The sequence below is a fragment of the Bacillus sp. SN32 genome, assembly GCF_002837495.1.
Lineage (GTDB): Bacteria > Bacillota > Bacilli > Bacillales > Bacillaceae > Bacillus > Bacillus subtilis.
Window position 1 is genome coordinate 328621 of record NZ_PJCT01000002.1, and the last position, 21679, is coordinate 350299.

Consider the following 21679-nt stretch of genomic DNA (forward strand, 5'->3'; position numbering starts at 1 on the left):
TTTAAACTGCTGTGACATTCATAGAAAGATACACTCTTCAAACCATCCGAGTGTTATGATAGAAATATTGAACTTTATATTACTTTCCGGCTGAAAGGAGCCAATCATGAACGAAGCGATTTTGTCTAGAAATCATGTGAAGGTGAAAGGCAGCGGCAAAGCATCTATCATGTTCGCACCTGGTTTTGGATGCGATCAAAGCGTGTGGAATGCCGTGGCACCTGCCTTTGAAGAAGATCATCGGGTGATTTTATTTGATTACGTCGGTTCGGGACATTCAGATTTGCGCGCATATGACCTGAATCGTTACCAGACACTTGACGGCTATGCCCAGGATGTTCTTGATGTTTGTGAAGCTTTAGATCTGAAGGAAACCGTGTTTGTGGGGCACTCCGTCGGAGCCTTGATTGGGATGCTTGCATCCATCCGCCGCCCGGAGCTTTTTTCCCATCTGGTGATGGTGGGGCCTTCTCCTTGCTATTTGAATGATCCGCCTGAGTATTACGGAGGATTTGAAGAGGAGCAGCTCCTTGGCTTGCTGAAGATGATGGAGAAAAATTATATCGGCTGGGCGACTGTATTTGCGGCAACCGTTCTGAATCAGCCAGATCGGCCTGAAATTAAGGAAGAGCTTGAAAGCCGTTTTTGTTCTACTGATCCTGTCATTGCCCGCCAATTCGCGAAAGCGGCGTTTTTTTCTGATCACCGAGAGGATCTTTCGAAGGTAACGGTTCCCTCTCTTATTCTCCAATGTGCAGATGATATCATCGCACCTGCAACAGTAGGTAAGTATATGCATCAGCATCTGCCTTATAGCAGTCTGAAACAAATGGAGGCTCGCGGACATTGCCCTCATATGAGCCATCCAGATGAGACGATACAGCTGATCGGCGATTATTTAAAAGCACACGTGTGATATAGGAACGAAAGGGATAGAGGTGACCCTCTTAGATGGACAAACAATTGAATGATGCACCATGCGGTTTCCTCGCTTTGTCAGAAGAGGGGTCGATCATAGCTGCCAACCGCACCCTTATCAAGATTCTGGATTATGAACCGGAGCAGGTTATCGGCCAGCACATGAATATGATGTTGACCATTCCCGCACAGCTTTTCTGCCAGCTTTATTTTTTTCCGCTTTTGAAATTGGAGCATCACATCGAAGAAATATACATTTCCCTGAAAGCAAGAGATGGAGAAGAAATTCCCGTCCTTATCAATGCTATTGCGAGACACGATAGCGGGGCTTCTGTCTTTGATTGTGTTCTTATTCCAATGCGAAAGCGAAATGAATATGAAAATGAGCTGCTGATAGCCAGAAATGAGGCCCAAGAAGCTTTGCTTGCCAAACAGAAAGCCAATGCGGAGTTAGAAATTGCCTTGGAAACGCTTAAAGCAAAACAAGAAGAACTTCTTGAGATCAATAAACAAAATCAACAATTTAAATTAAACACCAAAAGAGAGCTTGAACTCGCCAGAAAGATCCAGAAAAACTCGTTGACTGAACCGATTGTAAACGATCAGGTTCAGATTGACTCTTATTACAACGCATCGAGTGAATTGTCAGGTGATCTTTACGGATATTATCAAATCGATGAACACCGTTACGGCATTATTATCCTTGATGTGATGGGGCACGGAATTTCATCTGCATTGATTACGATGTCTCTTCATCCTTTGTTCCAGCGCCAGATCACGCAAGGTCTCAGCCCCGTTAAAGTTATGAAGGAATTAGACCGGCACCTTCACAGCTTGTTTCAAAATGATGAGGAAGCAAGACATTATTGCACTGCTATTTATCTCGAGATTGATATAGCACGGCAAAGAATTGATTATGTCAACGCAGGGCATCCGCCGGCACTTTGGCAGGACGATAGCGGAGCTCAACATCTGCTTCACGCGACTTCGCCTCCGATCGGAATGTTTGAAGACTTAGTATTTCAGTCAAGCAGCCTTTCATACACGGAGGGCGGAAGATTGCTTCTGTATACAGATGGCGTGATGGATCCTACGGCTTCATGTTATTTATATGATTTACTAAAGGATCATCCTGATTCGCCGATCGCTGACCAGAAGGAGAAAATCCTTACATCACTGCAGCATCAAAAGGAAGCTCATCATAAGAGTGATGACGAATGTTTTATATTAGTTGATGTAAAATAAAATGATCCATGAGACATAACAATGATTTGTTACATCTCATGGATTTTTTGTTTCAGCGTTTCTTTGGAATATGTCCTGACTCCGCATATTGAAACACCTGCAAGGAAGGCAGCGGGTGTCCATTAAAATCAAATAAAGCTTGATTATCTACAGCACTTCCCCCATACCACTTCCCGGCGTCTTCAGGATCGTATTCAGCAGCGTAGCTGGAAGCCCACCCTGACCCGTATGTTTCCCATAACACTTTGTTTTTCTCTATCTGTGTCTGCGGCCCGACCGGAATCCACGCCGGCTCCCAGTAGAAAACACCAAGTCCTGCTTTGCCCGTATTCGCCACTGCCTCCATTACATCTCTTACTGCAGTTGCCTGGCCTTGAACAGAAATTGGATATGGCAGCGTCTGCCCGCTTTTTGGTGCTGTATTTCCATGCCCATCGCCATCCTCAGCGGTATAGGTGTACGATGTCTCCGCCACCATGACTTTTTTGCCGTAAGTATTGGCAACAGCCTTCAGCACGGAGGTCAAATTTTGTAATGTCCCATGCCAGAAAGGATAATAGGAGCTCGCAAACACATCATAATCCACTTTGTTTTTGCTGAGTGTTTCCGCAATAAATGAATACCTTCCAGCCGTTTCAGGATTGGTAAAATGCAGGGCGACCAAAATATTTGAATTTGTCTCCCTGACCGCTCGGCTTCCTTCATTAAATAATTGGCACATCTTCGTCCAATCAGTCTCACCGGCAAATCCTCCTGTTGTTTCATTTCCGACCTGAACCATGCCGATGTCAACGCCTTCCTTGATCATCTTTTGCAGGCTTTGTTTCGTATACTCATAGAGCTTTGCTTTTTTTGCTTCAAAGCTGAGATTCGCCCAGGCTTTGGGCACCTTTTGTTTCGCTGGATCGGCCCAGAAATCAGAGTAGTGAAAGTCGGCCAGCACCTTCATTCCGTTCGCTGTCGCTCTTTTTCCGATTTCGATGGCTTTTTGAACATCATTGTTCCCCCCGCCATACCCATTGCCATTTGAATCATACGGGTGATTCCAGATGCGGACGCGAACATAGTTGACCCCAGCCTGTTTTAAGGTTGTAAAGATGTCCTGGCGTTTTCCGCTTGTATTGTAAAAGGTGACACCGCTGTTTTCCAAAGCAATAACGCTGGATACATCTGCCCCTTTGATAAAGTCCTTGTTCATTCCCTCTACTTTTTTAACAAAAAGATCCTCTGCCCGAAGCTCTGACACGTGCTTCTCCTTCTCAATGGCAGCGGCATATCCTGTTGAACTACATGCACTCCACACGATGGCAGCCGCAAAGAACATTTTCACTTTGCTTTTCATGATTTCATCCCCCCAAGACTTAGTAAGCGGTTTCATTCTATAGAAAAAAGAATCCGCCCATATCGAGCGGAGCATCAGCCTAATGTGTGTTTACGACAATTCTCACTTCATACTTTTCCATCGTCAGGTCGCCTGACAATATGTCTCCTGTCATCATGTCCTTCACACTCTGATCAAACGTGACCAGCTGTTTTTCTTCCGTGAAATTCATGATAAAAATATAATCATTGTCCTGATCCTGCCTCGCTTGTACGGAGACGCCTTTTCCGTGCCGAACCGGAAAAACTGGAGAAAGAGACAGGTCTGTGATCAGACCCTCATAGAAATCACGCTGAAATTGATCCTCCAAACGCGCGCCGATAAAATACGCCTTGCCCTGCTGGTACTCATGGCTTGTGACCGCTGGCGTGCGCGCATAAAAATCTTCTTGATACACCGCTTCCACTGAAGCTGTCTTTACATCAATCACGGTTGCATAATCCTTCATTTCATATATTTGGCTGCGGTAGCTGACAGCGTTTCGATCCTTCGGATACAGGGTGTCCGTTTCAAGAGGCTCAACTCCAAATATAGCTTGAAGATCCGGATGCCATCCGCCTGTGTATGTTAAGTCATGCTCATTCACAACCCCGCTGATATACGTCATGACTAAGGTGCCGCCGTCAGCCGTAAACGCTTTTAAACGGGAAATGGTGTCCTCGCTGATTAAATACAGCATCGGGACGATCAGCAGTTTATATGGTGAAAAGTCTTGTTCTTTCGTGATGACGTCGACAGGGATATCGTGTTCCCAGAATGTGCGGTAATGCTGCTGAAGCGTTTGCGGATAACGTTTTGTCGCCTTCGCAAACCCCTGAGCATCCTCGAGCGCCCAATGATTTTCCCAGTCATATAAAATCGCGGTTTGAGCCGGCCTCTTCGTTCCGACAACTTCGGACAGCCGTTCCAATGTCTCACCTACCTTGGCCACTTCTTGAAAGACGCGGTTCTTCGGGCTATTGTCATGATCCACAACCGCTCCGTGTAATTTTTCTGATGACCCCCGTGATTTGCGGTATTGGAAATAGAGAACGCTGTCCGAGCCGTGGGCAATCATTTGCATGGATGACAGCAGATTCATGCCCGGGCGCTTTGCCTTGTTGACGTTATGCCAATTGACCGCGCTTGGCGTACACTCCATTAATAAGAAAGGCTGCTGCTTCAAGCTTCGGTACAGGTCGTTGATAAAACCGACCTTCATCGCCAAATCAGCTGTGCTTTCCCAGTCATTGTGCCAGACAGGATAAGCGTCCCAGCTGATGACATCGACATGCTTTGCAAATTTGCTGTAGTCGAGGCCCTGATACGGGATCAAATCCGCTGTGTCAGCCATAAAATTCGTTGTGATAGGGATATCAGGCGTCAATTCTTTCAGCGGAATGATTTCATTTTTATAAAACGAAATCGTTTGATCGGTGACGAACCGGCGCCAATCTAAATTCAGGCCATGCAAGCCATTTTCACCGATCGGCGAAGGGCTTTCAATTTGTGACCAGTCATTGAACGTATGGCTCCAAAAAGGAGTCCACCACGCATGGTTCAATGTCTTGAGGCTGTTGTCATATTTCGATTTCAGCCACTCCCGGAAAGCATGCTGGCATAGATCACAGTGGCAATCTCCCCCGTATTCGTTTGAAATGTGCCACATTAACAGCGCCGGGTGATGTCCGTATCGTTCTGCTAATAAGCGGTTGATGTGCCGTGTTTTTTCTCGGTAGACTTTAGATGTGAGGCAGTGGTTGTGCCTTCCGCCGTGCAACTGTTTGACGCGGGAGGCATTGACGCGCAAAACTTCCGGATAGGTTTGCGACAGCCAGGCCGGACGGGCTCCGCTCGGCGTTGCTAATATGACCCGGCCGCCTATACTGTGAATCCGCTCAAAAATATCATCCAGCCATTCAAATTGATATATGCCCTCCTCCGGCTCAAGTGCGCTCCATGCAAAAATGCCGACAGAAAACGTATTCGTATGAGAAAGCTTCATCAGTTTGATATCGTCAGCTAAAATATCGGGCCGATCCAGCCACTGATCGGGGTTGTAGTCTCCCCCATGGAGCATAAATTTCGCTTCTGTTACGTGCGTTTTTTCAAGCTTTGACATCACATTCTCCTCCTTGTTCTCTTAGCCCTTCGTTCCGCCTGCGGTTAATCCGGATACAAAATTCTTTTGCAGCATGATAAAGATAACGGCAACCGGTATGCTGATAAGCAGGGCTCCGGCCGCAAATGTCGTATAGCTGGCCCCCATGACATCATTCACTAAATTGAATAGACCGACGGGCAATGTATATGATTCAGGCGTTCTCAATATGGTTGAGGACAGCACAAAATCTCCGAGCGGACCGGTAAAGCCGTTCATGGCCACGACTGCCGCCATCGGTTTTGATAATGGCAGAATGATCTGGAAGAAAATTCTGGTGCTGCTGGCTCCGTCAATCTTGGCGCTTTCGTCTAAATCCATCGGAATGGAATCCATATACCCTTTCATCAAATACGTATTCATCGGGATCAGGCCGCCGATATAAAGCAAGATTAGCAGCCAATGGCTATTGATCATTCCCAAGATTTGCGCCAGCACAAACAAGGCAATTAAAGCTGAAAACTGAGGAATCATCTGCAGCAATAAAAAGAGCGTTAAAGCGTATTTCCTGCCTTTGAAGCGAAAGCGCGAAAACGCATAGGCTGTAAACGTCACACAGAGCAAAGACCCTGCCATTGTAAACAGGCTGATCTTCATTGAGTTGACATACCACTGCACATATTGAAGGCTTTCTTTGCCCGCAAATAATTCCTTGTAATGGTCGAATGTCGGATGCTTCGGAATGATGGATGTACTGATTAAGCTGTTGCCAGGGTTAAAGCTTGCGCCTGCTGTCCAAAGGAGAGGATAAACAATGATGACCGCCATAAAGGCTAGCAACAAGTAAGAGAAAAGGAGACGGATATATTTTCTGACCTTCATATCTGCCAGCATGCCTTATGCCTCCTCTTTAAAAGACTTTGTCTGTCTGAACTGCCACAATGCGATGGAGATAACAAATACAGATAATAAAATGGTTAAAGCCGCAGCAAGTGAATATTGGCTTGACTGCATTGTCAATTTATAAATCCATGAAACGAGGATATCTGTCCCGCCGGCTGTTGATCCGGTTACAGCCGGACCTCCGCCATTGAATAGATAGATAATATTAAAGTTATTAAAGTTAAACGTAAACTGAGTAATGATAATCGGAGCCATTGCAATGAACACCATCGGAAGCGTGATGTATCTCAGCTTTGAAAAGACAGAAGCGCCATCAATCGTAGCTGCTTCATACAGATCGTCCGGGATGGATTGCAATACGCCTGTTGAGACGAGAAAGATGTACGGAAATCCGAGCCAGCCCTGCATGAGAATCAACGCAAGCCTCGACCAATTGGCATCTGTCATCCACGGAAGCGGATCTATCCCAAAGAAAGCCAAGATGTCGTGATTCATCGCACCGAAGCTATCATTAAACAGTCCCGCAAAAATTAAAATCGTCACAAAACCGGGAACGGCCCATGGCAAAATCAGAATGGTCCGAAAAAAACGTTTAAACCGAAGGTCTTTCTGGTTAACAATGATCGCGAGAAAAATCCCCAAGCTGACTTGCAGTGTGGATGCAGCAAGTGTCCAAACCACCGTCCAAGCCAGTACATCAAAAAAAGTCGACCTCCAAATATCAACTGTGAAAATATTTGCGAACGTTTGAAAACCGACCCAATCAATTAATTTTGCAGGAGGAGAATGATACAAATCATAGTTTGTAAACGCTAATGCAAAGCTGAATAAGATAGGAAAGATCACGGCGAAAATTAAAATAAACAAAGATGGGCCGCTGACGACATAAGGATAGCCCTCAGAAATGATATGTTGGTATTGTTCCTTTAAGGAACTTAATGGCTTATTTTCATCACGCTGTTTTCCGCTTTGGAACGCATCGCGAAGATTCACATAATACACCGCAAGGCCAAAGCAGGTCACGATGACAGCGATAATTCCTTCCGCCAGCAGAAAAACGGAATTATCCCGCGGCACTTCTGTTCCCAGTGTAAAGATTCCCCAAAACCCCATATTGAGCAGATCTCCAAAGACCGCAAAAAACGATGCGCCTAAGAAAAGAAAGACAATACCTTTTATCCATTGCTTGTTATAAAATTGCCCGAGCCCCGGGATGATAGAAAGCAACAAAGCGACTTGACGATGCTGCACCGTTTTCACCTCTCTTACAATACAAATCTAGCTTCCTCTTTATTTTCCGCTGTGCTTTGCCTTAATTTGTCCTTTGGCGGTTTCAGCGGCTTGATCCAATGCTTGTTTCGGATCCGCCTTCCCTGTTGCAACCGTCTGTAATGCTGAATCAGCCGGCGTCCATATTTCATTCATTTCCGGAATATTTGGTGTTGGCTCTGAGAAACGGGATTGTTCAGTAACAGCCCGTGCCGCCTCGCTTTTCATAATAGCCGGGTCATTGGCTAGGGATTTCACAGCAGGAACTTCTTTCGTCTCTTCATATCGTGTTTTAGAATTTTTTTCATTTGCCAGGAAAACGGCTAATTCTTGCGCCAGCTCTTCATTCTTTGAAAATGCACTAACGTTGTAGCTTTTAACGCCGATAAAGGAGCTCATGTTTTTCCCATTTTCCAGCTTCGGCAGTTTCGTAATGCCATAATTGATTCCTGCTTTCGAAAAAGCTTCTACATTCCATGGCCCAGAAATAATTGCGGCGGCTTTTCCTTCTGTGAACAGCGATTCCAATACGTTAATCCCTTGTTCTCCAATAATGCCAGCCGGGAACAAGCCATCTTTGTAAAACTTCTGAATCAGCGCCGCACCTTTGACAGCTCCTTCATTATTGATTCCAATGTCTGACGGGTTATAGCTCCCATCTTTGGCCTTTCCAAAAATGTATCCGCCATATCCGCTCATCACACTTTCTGCATAATAAATTTGATCGAATAGGGCTAAAAAGCCAAATTTGCTGCCGTCAGCAGTCTTTTTGGAATAGTCGTACCACTCTTCCAGCGTTTTGGGCAATTCCTTTTCTGTGATGAGATCTTTGTTGTAAAAAAGCACAGTCGTTTCGACCGCTTTTGGCATTCCATAAAGCTTTTGATCTACCATTTGAGACTGAATGGAAGCGTCAGTATAAAGTGATTGAACGTCTTTTTTGACATGTAATTCCTTGAGTAATCCTTCCGTGACAGCGGTTCCGATTTGGTCTCCTGGCATTGTTAACACGTCAGGGCCTGTGCCGGCCGGTCCGTCCATTCGCAAATCTTCAATCTGCTTGGCATACGGTTTTTCAACGACTTTGACCTTCACATCATGCTCTTTTTCAAACGCAGCAACGGCCTCTTTAATGCCGATGCTCTTTTCTTTATCCTCCCATACAACAAGCTCTGATCCTTTCGAACTCGATTTGGCGCTGCTGCTTTCCTTTGGGCCGCAAGCCGCCAAGGATAAACTGACAGCTGTGCAGAGCATGAATACGGAACACTTTTTTGCCATTTTCATTGATTGTCACCCTTTCGGTAGGAATGAAAGCGCTTTTAAAGATAATATAGCACGCCTGAGAAAATGTGTAAACAAACTATTTACCTCACAGAGTAAATTTTTTTACTTAAATAAAAAATGACTTAGTGTCCTAAGTCATCCTTAATTCATACTCTTCCTGACGATTAATTCTGCGCCCACATATAATGTTTTTACCGTTCTTCTCTTGTCCTGCACTTGTTCAAGCAGTAATTGAACAGCATTTTTACATAATTCATGTATATCAATATGAAACGTCGTCAGAGGAGGCGAGACATACTTCGCGAAGCTGATGTTGTTGATACTCACAATGCTTACCCTGTTTGGTATGGCAATTCCTTTTTCGTTCAGGGCTTGCAGACAGCCCACTGCAATCGGGTCCGCTGCAATCATAAAAGCAGTCGGAAGCTGATCGCCTAATGTGTCGATCGCTGCTGACATCAGGCGGTAGCCGTTTTCTACAGAGAATCCGCGATGACAGAAAATATAGCGCTCGTCCAGCATGGCTTTTTCCCTCATATAGGATCTGAAGGTTTGTTCACGGATGTCCATTTCATCCTGATTGGTATTCGGATTTTTGTATGTGCCGCCGATAAAACCGATGCTATTATGCCCCTTCTCAGTCAGGATGTTTACCGTCTTCCTTGTCATTTGTGCCAAATCGGGCCTTACCGAGTCAAAATGATCGGGATCAGGAGTTGAATCGATGAACACGCCGTTTTCAGTGAGATTTCTGAGGAAAGCCAGCTCTTCATCTGAAAATGTGCCGACGGCAATAAACCCTTCCGTATGTTCAGGAATGCTCTCGATTCCATCCGCTATTTTATAAGTGGTCATATCGACATTGAATGCTTTCGCCAGTTTCTCTACTTCTAATCTCATCGTTTTAAAATAGACATCTTCTAATTCTTCTTTATCTGTCAGCCAATATAAAAACGCAATATGTTTCACCAGCGGCCTTACTGTTTTTTTGCGGTAATTGAGCTTTTCCGCCGCTTCATAGATTTTCTCCCGTGTTTCATCAGGAACAGAAAGGCTTTCATCGTTATTTAAAACGCGGGAAACGGTTGAGATTGAAAATCCCGCTTCCTGCGCGATATCTTTAATTGTCGCCATTGCATCTGCCTCCATTATTCAGCTCGCATTGTTTTAGTAAAATATTTTACTTTCTTTTTCGCAAATGTCAAGTACACAAAGCCCTCTGGCTGCCTCATGTAAAAAGACTGAACCATTTGCGGCTCAGTCTCAGTTGTTCGTATCATTCGGAACCGGCGGAATTGCCCGGGAAATGAGTTGGTTATTGCACATTTTCCTCGAAATATCCCGAAAGCACATCTTCCACATTCGTCAAATGCGCCAGCATGGCGGCTTCCGCCTGTGCACCGTTCCCGGCAGCCACAGCATTGTAAATCCGTTCGTGCTCCTCATACAGCCGCTGAACGGAGGTCTTCTTGGAAAACAGCCAGATTTTCCTCGTTTCCCTCATTGTTTCCAGCAGCAATGATGACACGTGATTCATCAAGTGTTTAAGAAGTTCATTTTGAGAAGCGTCCGCAAGCGCAAGATGAAATGCAAAGTCTGCTTTCTCTCCCAGCTCCCCGTCCGCTTCAATGCTGCCCATTTCCTTTAGTGCATCCTGAATTCTTTCGAGATCTGCTTCTGTCCTTTTTTCAGCCGCTAGTGAAGCCACGCCGATTTCAAGCAGTTTTCTGACCTCGAGCAGCTGCTTGACGTCCTCTTTTTTCATCAGAAGGGCGGCTGAGAGCGGCTGAGAAATTTGATTGAGCTCAAATTCCTTCAGATACGTGCCTTCTCCCTGTTTCATTTCGACAAGCCCCATCGCTTTTAGCGCAGAAAGTGCCTCGCGAACCGCTGAACGGCTGACTTGAAAGCTCTCAGCAAGCGCCTGAACAGAGTCCAGTTTATCCCCCGGCTTCAATTCGCCGTTTTTGATCATATCTAATAGTGCATCCGCTACTTCTTCATATATTTTTTTTGTTTTAATCTGTTTGTATTTCAATGCAATTCACCCCGTAACTTGTAGGTCTGGCTGTTTACGATCTATTATACTCTGTTTTGTGGGCCGCCAAAAGATTTTGACTATTTTGTCAAAAAGTCTTGTACTTTGATTTTTTTCAAAATATAATGCTAGGTAACTGGTCTTATTACCCAGTCATCAGATGATCATATCATCTATAGAAACCGCTTACATATGGCGCCAGTTTATGTTTCAAGGAGGGGTTTGGGATGCAATGGACACAGGCATATACGCCTATAGGGGGAAATTTGCTAGTATCAGCGCTTGCCGCACTTGTACCGATTATTTTCTTTTTTTGGGCACTCGCGATTAAACGGATGAAGGGGTATACAGCTGGCTTGGCCACATTGGGGATCGCCCTTGTCATTGCTGTATTGGTTTATCGGATGCCTGCGGAAAAAGCGCTGATGTCCGCGACACAAGGAGCCGTATACGGAATGTTGCCGATCGGCTGGATCATTGTGACGTCTGTTTTTTTGTATAAAATCACTGTGAAAACGGGACAGTTTGATATCATTCGCAGCTCTGTTCTCTCGATTACTGATGACCGACGGCTTCAGGCTCTCTTGATCGCTTTTTCATTCGGGGCTTTTTTAGAAGGGGCAGCAGGCTTCGGAGCGCCGGTCGCCATTTCTGCCGCGCTGCTGGTCGGTCTCGGCTTTAATCCTCTTTATGCTGCGGGGATCTGTTTGATCGCCAATACGGCGCCGGTTGCCTTTGGGGCGATTGGGATTCCAATTACAGCCGTAGAAGGGCCGACAGGGATTCCGGCGATGGAGATTTCGCAAATGGTCGGGCGGCAGCTGCCGTTTTTATCCGTATTTATTCCTCTTTATTTAATCATCATCATGAGCGGGTTCAGGAAAGCCTTGGAGATCTGGCCGGCGATTCTCGTATCTGGTGTTTCCTTTGCTGTTGTTCAATATCTCAGTTCCAATTTTTTAGGGCCTGAGCTGCCCGATGTTTTGTCAGCTCTTGTTTCAATGGCTGCACTTGCTGTGTTTTTGAAATGGTGGAAGCCGAAAACAACATTCCGGTTTGCCGGTGAACAAGAGTCGGCCGCCTCAATTGAAACGGCGCGCACAAATCCGGCGGCGCCTGCGTACAGCGGCGGACAGATTTTTAAGGCTTGGTCGCCATTTCTGCTGCTGACGGCGATGATTTCCGTATGGGGCATTCCATCTGTCAAATCTGCACTAACCGGGCATTATGAAGGCTCTGCGGTGTTCTTGAAGTGGCTGAATGCTGTTGGAGAAAAACTGACTTTTGCCCCCGGTGTGCCTTTTTTGAACAATCAGATTGTCAATGCTGACGGTACGCCGATTGAGGCGGTTTACAAGCTTGAGGTGCTTGGTTCAGCCGGCACCGCGATATTGATTGCCGCAGTGCTGTCAAAGTTCATCACGGCGATTTCGTGGAAAGACTGGGGAACCGTTTTTAAAGAAACAGTCCAGGAATTGAAGCTTCCGATTTTGACCATCGCTTCTGTCGTTGGTTTTGCCTATGTCACCAACTCCTCGGGAATGAGCACGACACTCGGGATGACACTCGCGCTGACAGGTTCGATGTTTACCTTCTTTTCGCCCATCCTCGGCTGGCTCGGCGTCTTCATTACCGGCTCGGATACTTCCGCCAACCTGCTGTTCGGCAACCTGCAGAAAGTCACCGCATTATCAGTCGGCATGGACCCCGTTCTGTCTGTGGCCGCCAACTCTTCAGGCGGTGTCACAGGAAAAATGATTTCACCGCAGTCGATAGCGGTGGCGTGCGCCGCGGTAGGGCTCGCCGGAAAGGAGTCAGATCTTTTCCGCTTTACCATTAAACACAGTCTGTTTTTGCTGCTGCTCGTCTGTATCATCACCTTTTTGCAGCATCACGTATTCAGCTGGATGATTCCTTAAAAAAATCCTCCCGTCTAGGGAGGATTTTATTTATATCGCTTTCTCGCTGCCGATGACGGAATATTCATTTGATCGCGATATTTTGCCACGGTGCGTCTCGAGATTTGGATGCCGTGTTGTTCATACAGCAAATCGACAAGCTTTTGGTCTGAAAGCGGTTTTGTTTTGTCCTCTTGATTGATCAGGTTTTCCAGATGCGTTTTGACTGCATAATTCGACGCATCTCCATCACCTGAAGCCTCGGCTTTTGCTGAGAAAAAGAGTTTCATCTCAAACAGCCCGTAAGGCGTTTGTATTGTTTTCCCTTTAATGGCCCGGCTCACAGTTGATTCATGAAGGCTTAGACAGTCCGCCACCTCTCTGAGAGTCAGCGGCTTCATTGCGCTTCGCCCTTTCAGAAAGAAATCCTTTTGGCGTGTGATCAGTTCATTGATAATTCTCGTGATTGTCTGTTTTCGCTGCCTCAGCGCGCGGCTCAGCCAGCGCCACTCCTGATATTTCGCAGATAAATAGGAGACAGTATCCTGACAGGAGCCGGATGATAAAAGCGTTCTGTACTGCGGATGCAGATCGATCTCGGGAAACGAGCGGGTATTCAGTTCCGCTGCGATGTGCCCGTTTTTTACAGTGATAAAAATGTCAGGCTCAATATACACATCTTGCTCTGGCCGGGCAAACAGAAGGCCAGGTCTAGGATGAAGAGCCGCGATATCATCTGAGATATCTTGAATGGTATGAAGCGGAATTCCCGTCTCTACTGAAAGCGCTTTCCATTTTTTTTGCGCAAAAGCATCAAAATGAGCTGAAACCAGCATTTCCGCTTGTTCATTTCTGTTCGGCAGCCGCTGTAATTGAAGAAGGATGCATTCCTGCAAAGATCTCGCACCGATTCCAGCCGGTTCTAATGACTGGAGTTTTGCCAAAACAGCCTCCGCTTCCTTGGCCGATACAGATAATCGCCGTGCTGCCTCCTCTATATCTTCTTCCAAGTACCCGTTTGAATCAAGCGAATGAATCAGATAATTAAAAATCTTTTTTTCAGTGTTTGTCAGATTCATATCGAGTGACTGCTGTTTTAACGCATCCTGCAATGTTTTTTGCGGATTACTTAATTGAAGGCCCGCTTCCTGTGCATTCATCCTGTTTTTGTTTGTTTTATGGTAAGATAGTGGCGGTGTGTCTGTTTCCTTTCGTTCAATAAGAGGGTTTTCCAGTGAGAGCTCATCAATGTACTCGGCGAGTTCTGCCGAATGATAGCCAAGCAGCGTGATGGCCTGCCTGAGCTCCTGTGTCAGTTGAGGCTTTAATACTTGTACTTGCTGAAGTTTCATATCCATCTTGCTCACTCCCCTTTCTTCATTGTACATGATTGAGATCACACCGTATACATTTATGAAAAAGGAGCTGCCAAAGAAATGTCTGAACTTTTTTCCGTCCCTTATTTTATTGAGAATTTAAAACAGCATATTGAAATGAATCAGTCTGAGGATAAAATCCACGCGATGAACAGCTACTACCGTTCCGTCGTCTCAACACTAGTGCAGGACCAGCTGACGAAAAACGCAGTTGTCCTGAAACGGATTCAGCATTTAGATGAAGCATACAACAAAGTCAAACGTGGAGAATCAAAATAAACCTTCCGCTCACATGTGAGCAGGAAGGTTTTCCTTCTTTGAGGCGTGCTGGATGAGACGGGTGCTTGGCACGCCTTCCATCCAGGTATGAAAGTAATTGGCGTTTTTCCCGTAGGAATTATCAATGACCGTGTTTTCTTTTTGAAGAAGAGAAGACAGGATGTGGCCGTGCAGCCTTGATGTTTCCACCGATTCGTAACGGCTGAAAAACCGAATCGCTTTTTGGACGATATAATCCGAGTATTTTTCCCATATATACGCAATGGGCAAAGGGTTGCCTGCTTTTTTATTCAAGACGTTCAGCGTTTGGAGAAAAGCAATCGTCCGGCGGTCTGAAGCTGACAGCACCGTGCGCCAGTCGTAGCTTTCCGCTTCTGCGTGTTCCTGAAGCGCCTGGTTTGCTTCATGATCTGTTCGGATAAATCTCAGCTTTTGATTGGACGGCTGCTGCGTGGGAATGACGGGAAACAGCTGATGAGCCATATCAGGCAGAAGCTGAATGTGATTTGTTGTAAAATAGGCCTGTGCCGTAGCATAGGAGGCTTTTTCCCTTGTCATGATGTGAAGGTTCGCATGCTTAGAAAATATCTCTGCCGTCCGTTTGAGGTTGTCTTTGTTTTGAAAATAAATCGATTGCGGCAGGATCACAATTTTGTGGTTCGGATAGGTTTGAACGATTTTCTCTCTAAAGCCTTGATAGTACGGATACAGATCCCCGAAGTTTCCGCCTCCCTGGCAGACGATGATGAGATTCGGATCAAGCTTTCGCCCGATTGGGAAATTGTCTGGATTCCAGCGTTTTCTGACCCGAATCCCGTGTTCTTTAAAGAAGACTTCTGTTCCTTTCATAATAAATAAATCCCCTACATTCCCATATAGAGGATAGTCAGCATATATAATCTCTGATTGTTTCGGAATGACGTCGAGCAGCCCGGACAGTTTCTGTTTCAGGCTGATCATCGAATGCTTGCTGTCCATTTCTTCACCTCGGCAGTTTGGAATAAGTGCAGTAGCACTTCAATGACCCGGTCTTGCTCATCTTCTGTCATATTGGACCCCGATGGGAGACAGATTCCTCGCTTGAACAAATCTTCGCATACGCTTCCTGTATCTTCATAAGAATAAAATAAAGCCGGATTGAACAGCGGCTGGGTATGGAGCGGCTTCCACAGCGGACGGGCTTCAATGTTTTCTTCAGCAAGACGTTGAACTACGTCATATGGGCTGAGCCCGTTATCAAGTGTGAGCGTGGTGAGCCAGCGATTGGATACGCCGGCTGCGTACTCCGGCATAAAGCGGACGCCGTCTATGTGACCGAGCGCATTTTTGTATCTCGTGAAAATGGTCCTTCTTTTCTCCACTCGCTCATCCAGCACCTCAAGCTGGGCAATGCCGACGCCGGCTAAGATATTGCTCAGCCTGTAATTATGTCCAATTTCACTGTGATGATAATGAACAGCTGGCTCTCGTGCCTGCGAAGCGAGAAATCTTGCTTTTTCAATTGCGGCTTCATCATTTGAAACGAGCATCCCTCCCCCTGATGTGGTGATGATTTTGTTCCCGTTAAATGAAAAAATGCCGAAGCGCCCGAATGTTCCGCTTTGCTTCCCTTTATAGACTGTGCCGAGAGATTCGGCTGCGTCCTCAATGACAGGAACTCCGTATGCATCACACAGGCTTACGATTTCATCCATTTTCGCGCTCTGCCCATATAGATTGACGGCAATAACCGCTTTTGGCAGTGTTCCGTTTCTTTTCGCTTCCTCCAATGCTCTTTCAAGGGCTGTCGGCGACATATTCCACGTATCAGGCTCAGAATCAATAAAAACGGGCACCGCTTTTTCATATAAAATCGGATTGGCGGTTGCTACAAATGTGAAGGACTGGCAAAACACGCTGTCACCTTCTTTTACCTCAAGCAAACGCAGGGCCAGATGAATCGCCGCCGTTCCTGAGCTGACCGCAGCTGCTGCTTTTACACCGACTCGTTCTGCCAGCTGTTCTTCAAATGAATTCACGAGCGGCCCAAGCGGCGCGATCCAGTTTGAGCGAAAGGCTTCTGAAATATAGTGCTGCTCCCTGCCGCTCATATGAGGGGGAGATAAGTAGATTTTTTTATGCATAGAATCATCCTTTGTTTGATGTTTGAATGGAAGAAATGATGCGTGCCGGAGCACCGGCCGCCGTTACCCTGTCCGGTATGGGACGGATCACCGCGGAGCCGGCGCCGACAATGCTCCAAGCCCCGATTGTGATCTGCGGTATGACGGATGCACCAGTTCCGACGTGAGCGCCTTCCTGAACGGAAACCGCTCCTGACAGCGTGACACGCGGGGACAGATGAACGTAATCGCTGATTTGATTGTCGTGCTCTGCCACTGCACCCGTATTGATGATGCAATGAGCGCCGATGCGCGCATCCGCCTGAATGATCGCGCCCGCCATAATCACTGTCCCTTCCCCGATGACAGCCGACTTGCTGACGATGGCTGACGGGTGAATCAATGTAATAAAATCATCTTTCCTCAGTCCCAGTCGCACCGCCAGCTGTTTTCTGACACTGTTCTTTCCAACAGCAATCAGAAACAGCACATCAGGAATGAGCCTGCGCAGTTCAGTAACGGCTTCCGGCGGTCCTGTGTACCATTCTTTTCCGCCTTCGAACGTTTTGAATTTATCATCCAGCACCGCGGCTAAGCGCGTATCTGAGCGGGCGTTTATCAGCTCTCTGATCACCTTTCCGTGTCCGCCGTCACCCACAATGGCCACGTTTTTCATGAGGACACATCTCCGCTTCCGGTAAACCGTTCCGCGGTCACATGATTGGTTTGCTGAATCCCTTCTGAAACAAGGACCTTTCGCACCGTCAAACATAAAATTTTCAAATCGAGAAAAAATGACCGGTTGTCAACGTACCATACATCTAATTCAAATTTCTTTTCCCAGGAAATCGCGTTTCTGCCATTGATTTGCGCCCAGCCTGTGATACCCGGCTTCACCTCATGGCGCCGTGCCTGTTTTTCTGTATAAAGAGGCAGATAGTCCATCAAAAGCGGCCGCGGCCCGACAAGGCTAAGATCGCCCTTCAGGACATTCAGGAGCTGCGGAAGCTCATCAATGCTCAGCTTTCTGATCAGCCTGCCCGTTTTCGTCAGCCGGACTTCATCTGGCAGCAGATTTCCCTCACTGTCCCGTTCATCCGTCATTGTCCGGAACTTATATAAGGTGAACGGTTTGCCGTGCAGGCCTGGCCTTACTTGCTTAAAGAAGACAGGTGATCCTATTTTCAGCCTGACAACGGCGATGGTGAACAGAATGATCACACTCGTACAGCACAACAAAAAAATGGCGGCCGTCAGATCAAAAAGTCGTTTCAGGATCAAAGATTCACAGCTCCTTTCGTTTTTCGAAACCGTTTTAGTATCAGCTGTCTTTCCTCTTTTGTACAAACGAGCATAAAAGCGAAAACAGCGTAACAAAAGCTGACTGTCACTCCCGTCGCTATCAGTGACGGCCAGCTGTCAATCTTCACAACGAACTGAATTGCCTTACAGACCGTCCAGGCAAATACAGCGGCTGAAAGAGGCCCGATTATGCCTTTAAAGAACACGTGCTTTTTGTAGCCTGTAATGCGGGATACGTAAAGCGGCGTAAAGATGGCATTTTTTAAAATAAGAGAAATGGCCCCTGCCAATGTTATGCCGTACAGACCGAGATGAGCCGGCCCGCTCAGCGTGACCGCCAGCACCACATTCACCGCACCTAACAGCAGGGTAACAATCGCCGGTGTTTTTTGTTGATTAAAAGCGGTCCATATATAAAACAGCGGCATAAAGGCGAGGCTGACAACCAAGTATCCGGCATGAATAAATAAAAGCGGTGCTATTGTTGAAAAGGACGGTCCGAGCCAGATTGTCAGAAAAGGTCCCGCCAATCCGCCCAATAAGGCAGCAGGAAGTGCAAGCAAAAGACCATTGAGCCTTACTGCCTTATTGGCGTAATTCATCAATCCTTCCATATCGCCTTTTGAATAATATGAAGTCATGATGGGCGCAAACAGGGATGCGACCGTTCCGGCCAAGCTGCGCAAAAGCAGCGGAAACTGGATAATCGCCGCGTATTTCCCGGATGCAGACGCCCCCAGCATCAAATTGGCGGTTAACAGATCAATCTGCAAAAAAAGCAGGACGCCGATTTGATTGACGGAGCTCCATGCGCCCGCTTGAAACAGCTCCTTGCTTGTGCGGAATGAAAGATCCTTCATACGAAACGAAAACCACGGAATCAGCTTTTTGAAGAAATAGAAAGACAGCACAGACGCAATAACAGCACCAGCTAAAGCTGCAAGCTGGATCTGCCAGATTTTCGGCGCAAAGCATGCAAACAGGAGCAGCACAGACAGCACCCGTATAAGCATTTGCACCGCCTGAATGGAACTGGTGATATAAAGGCGGTTGGCATAAAATGGTGCAGCGCCGAAACCCGCCATCAGAAACGTTAAAATAAACAGCAAACTGCCGATTAAAATCGACAAACGCACATCAGCCAAAAGCGCTTGCGGCACATTCATGACGCGGTCAATAAAAAAAGCCGAACCCGCAAGCGGCAGCAAGAGCAGCAATGAAATCAAAACAGAGGCCGCTAAATAATTGCTGATATACGCATTTGCTTTCTCCCGCTCTCCCCTGTGGGCAGCAACAGAAAAGAACCGAACGACAACCGAGCTGAGCGCCACGGTAATAATCGAAAAGTAATTAATCACATTTTGTGTCAAGTGAACAAAGCCAAACGCTTCCACACCGAGCGTTTTGACAATAAAAGGCGTCATCCAAACCGATAGGAAAACGGACAAGAGAAAAGCCGTGAGATTAGCGCTGAAGTTTATTGTGAATTTCATGCTTGCTTCGCACTGCCTTTCATTGTCCCCCGATGCTCGAAAAACAGCTTGATGAGAAAAGTGAGCCGCCATTTACACAGTGCTAATACCAAGCGCTCTCCTCTTAATAATTTCTCATGCTGAAACGGTGTATGTCTGACAGCCTGCCGCACCATGTCATAGGATAAAATCTGCCTGATCTTCTTTTTGATGTCTTTCGGCGAATTCGGAGAAGCACAGGCATTTGCCAAAAGCATCGGAAGCTGGTGCCTGCAAATGTACACATTCAAATCTTCTTGGCATGCGCCTGCTAAGCCATAGTGATTGTAGAATGCGATTTTAGCTTGATATTGTTTTTGAAGATGTTCATCCATCGCCGGCTTATAAGGGATTTCTGTCAGGCTGTTCGGGTTTTCACGATAAATGTACAATCCCTCATCAAGCATTTTCACCCGCTCCGCTTCGCAAAAAGCGGACAAATTGAAGGGAGAGTCTTCAGCAAAACGGATGTCTTCATCAAACATCAGATTCGCCCTATCAAAAAGCTCACGGCGGTAAAGATAACGCCATACATACCAGATAAATCTCGTTTCGTGAGCATGTTTAAGCCGTTCAGTCATTTCTCGTTTTGTCAGCACGCGGTTTGCCTCAAGCTGCGGCGGCACATAAGTCCGCCTGTCCGATGACTGTTTGTAAAAACCGCATCCGACGATGTCGAGCCGATTTTCCTCCGCTTCTTCAGCCAGTCTCTGGAACATGGAGGAAGATACATAATCGTCTCCGTCTACAAAGCCGATGTAAGTGCCCCGCGCGGCCTTTATTCCCGTATTTCGCGCTGAACTAAGCCCGCCGTTTGCCTGATGAATGACCCGGATTCTCGCATCCCGTTTTGCATAGTCCTCTGCAATCTCGCCTGAACGATCCGGTGTTCCGTCATTCACGAGGATGATTTCAATATCAGAAAGCGTTTGACGAAGCAAAGAATCAATGCACTCCCCTATAAATGGTTCAACATTATACATCGGGACAATAATGCTGACGAGCGGGGTCATTGCGCTTCACCGCTGATTTTGTCACGCAGACCTTTAAAATACACATCTCTCGGAAAGCCTGCACGGGATGTTTCTTTTGTTAAAAGCTCATTGACTGCGGCTGTTACGCGCTCTGGCTCCGGATGTTCTATCAGCTTCATGAACGGGATGTCTTTAAGCCATTGATAGCCCTCCATCACCTTATGGTCAAAGGAGCGAATGACAACACACGGCGTTCCTGTCAGCGCGCAAAAAATCATGCCATGAAGCCTGTCAGTGACGACGGCTTCTGCGCTTTGCAGCTTAGACCACAGCGCTTCAAGTTCATGTTCGCGTGTATCGCGGCTGACCCGACGGCCGATCGTTGTCTTAAAGGATTTGATCTCGCCGAATTCCTCACATAGCGCAGCCTTAACCCGGTTCCTCTGCTCCTCCTGAAGCACGCTTTCCTGATCCTCGCGCAAACACATATAAACCCCTTCGCGTTCTGCGGGGGCCTTGCTTCTGTCTAAATACAGCACCATGTCCGGCTGTTTCAAAATTATTTTTTCTTGAAAATGCTGTTTCATAAATTGATACGTTGTTTCATCCCGCGCCATCAGCAACAGGCCGGGGTGCGCATTATAAATTTTCTGTGCCCGTTTCAGCTCTTTGCGCCCCTTTTTCGTGTCAGAAAAATGAGCCGTTGCCGGAAGCTGGACAACCCGAAAGTCATGGAATGTTTTAATGATGAAGCGGCGCGTCCACTCCTCATAACGGTATAAATCCCCCATATTTCCGCCGCCGATGATAAAGACCATATCCTCCGGATGGCGCGAGCGGATCAGGTTTTTTGCTGATTTGTAAATGTCCTTCATATCGACCTCGACGATGTCAAAGTCCGGGTATTCTTGCTCAAGAAATGCCTTGCTGGCATAAGCAATTGCGTGATCTCCCAAATTGTCATGGGACGGCAGCAGGGTCAGTATGATTTTTTTCTGATGTGCTGCGGCCTTTACCGGTTGATCTGCCGCTCCCAGCCAATATTGGGACGGGTATTTGACCTTTAGCAGCAGCCATTCTGCAAAATTGATTTTCAACGATTGTAACGACATGTCC

The 21679-nt window shown here is 46.6% G+C and carries 19 protein-coding genes; 4 read left to right on the top strand and 15 right to left on the bottom strand.

Annotated elements, in window-relative coordinates; translation table 11 throughout:
- Window positions 1-106: 106 nt before the first annotated feature.
- The gene (rsbQ, locus tag CW370_RS10095; RefSeq protein ID WP_101169613.1) at window positions 107-916 is read left to right on the top strand and encodes a sigma factor SigB/phosphatase RsbP regulator RsbQ; all 810 of its coding nucleotides are present in this window, start codon (window positions 107-109) and stop codon (window positions 914-916) included.
- A gap of 35 nt (window positions 917-951) precedes the next feature.
- Complete coding sequence (gene rsbP, locus CW370_RS10100) at window positions 952-2163, top strand: phosphoserine phosphatase RsbP (RefSeq protein ID WP_101169614.1); 1212 nt, start codon at window positions 952-954, stop codon at window positions 2161-2163.
- 52 nt (window positions 2164-2215) lie between these two features.
- Here the strand turns inward: rsbP and ganB are convergent, their stop codons facing one another.
- The 7 genes from ganB to lutR all read right to left on the bottom strand — a co-directional run bounded on the left by ganB (window position 2216) and on the right by lutR (window position 11121).
- A complete protein-coding gene (gene ganB / locus CW370_RS10105) occupies window positions 2216-3505 on the bottom strand; it encodes an arabinogalactan endo-beta-1,4-galactanase (protein WP_101169615.1) in 1290 nt (429 codons plus the stop codon).
- Between the two features lie 79 nt (window positions 3506-3584).
- Window positions 3585-5648: a beta-galactosidase GanA gene (gene ganA, locus CW370_RS10110; protein ID WP_101169616.1), complete on the bottom strand. Its 2064-nt coding sequence runs from the start codon at window positions 5646-5648 to the stop codon at window positions 3585-3587.
- Window positions 5649-5666: 18 nt separating this feature from the next.
- Complete coding sequence (ganQ, locus tag CW370_RS10115) at window positions 5667-6518, bottom strand: arabinogalactan oligomer ABC transporter permease GanQ (protein ID WP_014478026.1); 852 nt, start codon at window positions 6516-6518, stop codon at window positions 5667-5669.
- 3 nt (window positions 6519-6521) lie between these two features.
- Window positions 6522-7778: an arabinogalactan oligomer ABC transporter permease GanP gene (ganP, locus tag CW370_RS10120; protein ID WP_029946017.1), complete on the bottom strand. Its 1257-nt coding sequence runs from the start codon at window positions 7776-7778 to the stop codon at window positions 6522-6524.
- A 39-nt stretch (window positions 7779-7817) separates the two neighbouring features.
- Window positions 7818-9083 carry an arabinogalactan oligomer ABC transporter substrate-binding protein GanS gene (ganS, locus tag CW370_RS10125; RefSeq protein ID WP_101169617.1) on the bottom strand — a complete coding sequence of 422 codons (1266 nt, stop codon included), beginning with the start codon at window positions 9081-9083 and terminating at the stop codon, window positions 7818-7820.
- 141 nt (window positions 9084-9224) lie between these two features.
- A complete protein-coding gene (ganR, locus tag CW370_RS10130) occupies window positions 9225-10217 on the bottom strand; it encodes a galactan degradation operon transcriptional regulator GanR (RefSeq protein WP_101169618.1) in 993 nt (330 codons plus the stop codon).
- A 181-nt stretch (window positions 10218-10398) separates the two neighbouring features.
- A complete protein-coding gene (lutR, locus tag CW370_RS10135; RefSeq protein WP_003228277.1) occupies window positions 10399-11121 on the bottom strand; it encodes an L-lactate utilization/bacilysin biosynthesis transcriptional regulator LutR in 723 nt (240 codons plus the stop codon).
- Between the two features lie 227 nt (window positions 11122-11348).
- On the opposite strand from lutR, the gene lutP reads away from it, so the two are divergent.
- Window positions 11349-13040 carry an L-lactate permease LutP gene (gene lutP, locus CW370_RS10140; RefSeq protein WP_101169619.1) on the top strand — a complete coding sequence of 564 codons (1692 nt, stop codon included), beginning with the start codon at window positions 11349-11351 and terminating at the stop codon, window positions 13038-13040.
- Between the two features lie 26 nt (window positions 13041-13066).
- Here lutP and rpoN read toward each other — a convergent pair whose 3' ends face one another.
- Window positions 13067-14377 (bottom strand): RNA polymerase factor sigma-54, encoded by a 1311-nt coding sequence (gene rpoN / locus CW370_RS10145; RefSeq protein ID WP_038829413.1) that lies wholly within the window; start codon window positions 14375-14377, stop codon window positions 13067-13069.
- 78 nt (window positions 14378-14455) lie between these two features.
- On the opposite strand from rpoN, the gene yvfG reads away from it, so the two are divergent.
- The gene (gene yvfG / locus CW370_RS10150; RefSeq protein ID WP_003219905.1) at window positions 14456-14674 is read left to right on the top strand and encodes a protein YvfG; all 219 of its coding nucleotides are present in this window, start codon (window positions 14456-14458) and stop codon (window positions 14672-14674) included.
- Window positions 14675-14683: 9 nt separating this feature from the next.
- On the opposite strand, the gene CW370_RS10155 is transcribed toward yvfG, so the two are convergent.
- Genes CW370_RS10155 through CW370_RS10185 form a run of 7 tightly spaced genes read right to left on the bottom strand, consistent with a single transcriptional unit; the run spans window position 14684 to window position 21675 of the window.
- Window positions 14684-15652 carry a polysaccharide pyruvyl transferase family protein gene (locus tag CW370_RS10155; RefSeq protein ID WP_101169620.1) on the bottom strand — a complete coding sequence of 323 codons (969 nt, stop codon included), beginning with the start codon at window positions 15650-15652 and terminating at the stop codon, window positions 14684-14686.
- Window positions 15631-16797 (bottom strand): DegT/DnrJ/EryC1/StrS family aminotransferase, encoded by a 1167-nt coding sequence (locus CW370_RS10160; RefSeq protein WP_101169621.1) that lies wholly within the window; start codon window positions 16795-16797, stop codon window positions 15631-15633. The genes CW370_RS10155 and CW370_RS10160 overlap by 22 nt, the downstream gene beginning before the upstream one ends.
- A gap of 4 nt (window positions 16798-16801) precedes the next feature.
- Window positions 16802-17452 (bottom strand): acetyltransferase, encoded by a 651-nt coding sequence (locus CW370_RS10165; protein ID WP_101169622.1) that lies wholly within the window; start codon window positions 17450-17452, stop codon window positions 16802-16804.
- The gene (locus tag CW370_RS10170) at window positions 17449-18057 is read right to left on the bottom strand and encodes a sugar transferase (RefSeq protein ID WP_014480945.1); all 609 of its coding nucleotides are present in this window, start codon (window positions 18055-18057) and stop codon (window positions 17449-17451) included. Before CW370_RS10170 ends, CW370_RS10165 begins: the two co-directional genes overlap by 4 nt.
- Window positions 18054-19571, bottom strand: a complete 1518-nt coding sequence (locus CW370_RS10175) for an MATE family efflux transporter (protein WP_086344343.1) — start codon at window positions 19569-19571, stop codon at window positions 18054-18056. The genes CW370_RS10170 and CW370_RS10175 overlap by 4 nt, the downstream gene beginning before the upstream one ends.
- Window positions 19568-20602 (bottom strand): glycosyltransferase, encoded by a 1035-nt coding sequence (locus CW370_RS10180; RefSeq protein ID WP_024573313.1) that lies wholly within the window; start codon window positions 20600-20602, stop codon window positions 19568-19570. The genes CW370_RS10175 and CW370_RS10180 overlap by 4 nt, the downstream gene beginning before the upstream one ends.
- Window positions 20599-21675: a polysaccharide pyruvyl transferase family protein gene (locus CW370_RS10185; protein ID WP_029946013.1), complete on the bottom strand. Its 1077-nt coding sequence runs from the start codon at window positions 21673-21675 to the stop codon at window positions 20599-20601. The genes CW370_RS10180 and CW370_RS10185 overlap by 4 nt, the downstream gene beginning before the upstream one ends.
- Window positions 21676-21679: the final 4 nt, after the last annotated feature.

What these genes read in the sequence shown, in the direction of transcription:
- CW370_RS10185 (WP_029946013.1), bottom strand. Translation starts at nt 21,675, where the DNA reads ATGTCGTTACAATCGTTGAAAATCAATTTTGCAGAATGGCTGCTGCTA.
- CW370_RS10175 (WP_086344343.1), bottom strand. Translation starts at nt 19,571, where the DNA reads ATGAAATTCACAATAAACTTCAGCGCTAATCTCACGGCTTTTCTCTTG.
- CW370_RS10180 (WP_024573313.1), bottom strand. Translation starts at nt 20,602, where the DNA reads ATGACCCCGCTCGTCAGCATTATTGTCCCGATGTATAATGTTGAACCA.
- CW370_RS10160 (WP_101169621.1), bottom strand. Translation starts at nt 16,797, where the DNA reads ATGCATAAAAAAATCTACTTATCTCCCCCTCATATGAGCGGCAGGGAG.
- rsbQ (WP_101169613.1), top strand. Translation starts at nt 107, where the DNA reads ATGAACGAAGCGATTTTGTCTAGAAATCATGTGAAGGTGAAAGGCAGC.
- lutP (WP_101169619.1), top strand. Translation starts at nt 11,349, where the DNA reads ATGCAATGGACACAGGCATATACGCCTATAGGGGGAAATTTGCTAGTA.
- CW370_RS10155 (WP_101169620.1), bottom strand. Translation starts at nt 15,652, where the DNA reads ATGGACAGCAAGCATTCGATGATCAGCCTGAAACAGAAACTGTCCGGG.
- ganB (WP_101169615.1), bottom strand. Translation starts at nt 3,505, where the DNA reads ATGAAAAGCAAAGTGAAAATGTTCTTTGCGGCTGCCATCGTGTGGAGT.
- ganQ (WP_014478026.1), bottom strand. Translation starts at nt 6,518, where the DNA reads ATGCTGGCAGATATGAAGGTCAGAAAATATATCCGTCTCCTTTTCTCT.
- ganS (WP_101169617.1), bottom strand. Translation starts at nt 9,083, where the DNA reads ATGAAAATGGCAAAAAAGTGTTCCGTATTCATGCTCTGCACAGCTGTC.
- rsbP (WP_101169614.1), top strand. Translation starts at nt 952, where the DNA reads ATGGACAAACAATTGAATGATGCACCATGCGGTTTCCTCGCTTTGTCA.
- ganR (WP_101169618.1), bottom strand. Translation starts at nt 10,217, where the DNA reads ATGGCGACAATTAAAGATATCGCGCAGGAAGCGGGATTTTCAATCTCA.
- yvfG (WP_003219905.1), top strand. Translation starts at nt 14,456, where the DNA reads ATGTCTGAACTTTTTTCCGTCCCTTATTTTATTGAGAATTTAAAACAG.
- rpoN (WP_038829413.1), bottom strand. Translation starts at nt 14,377, where the DNA reads ATGGATATGAAACTTCAGCAAGTACAAGTATTAAAGCCTCAACTGACA.
- CW370_RS10165 (WP_101169622.1), bottom strand. Translation starts at nt 17,452, where the DNA reads ATGAAAAACGTGGCCATTGTGGGTGACGGCGGACACGGAAAGGTGATC.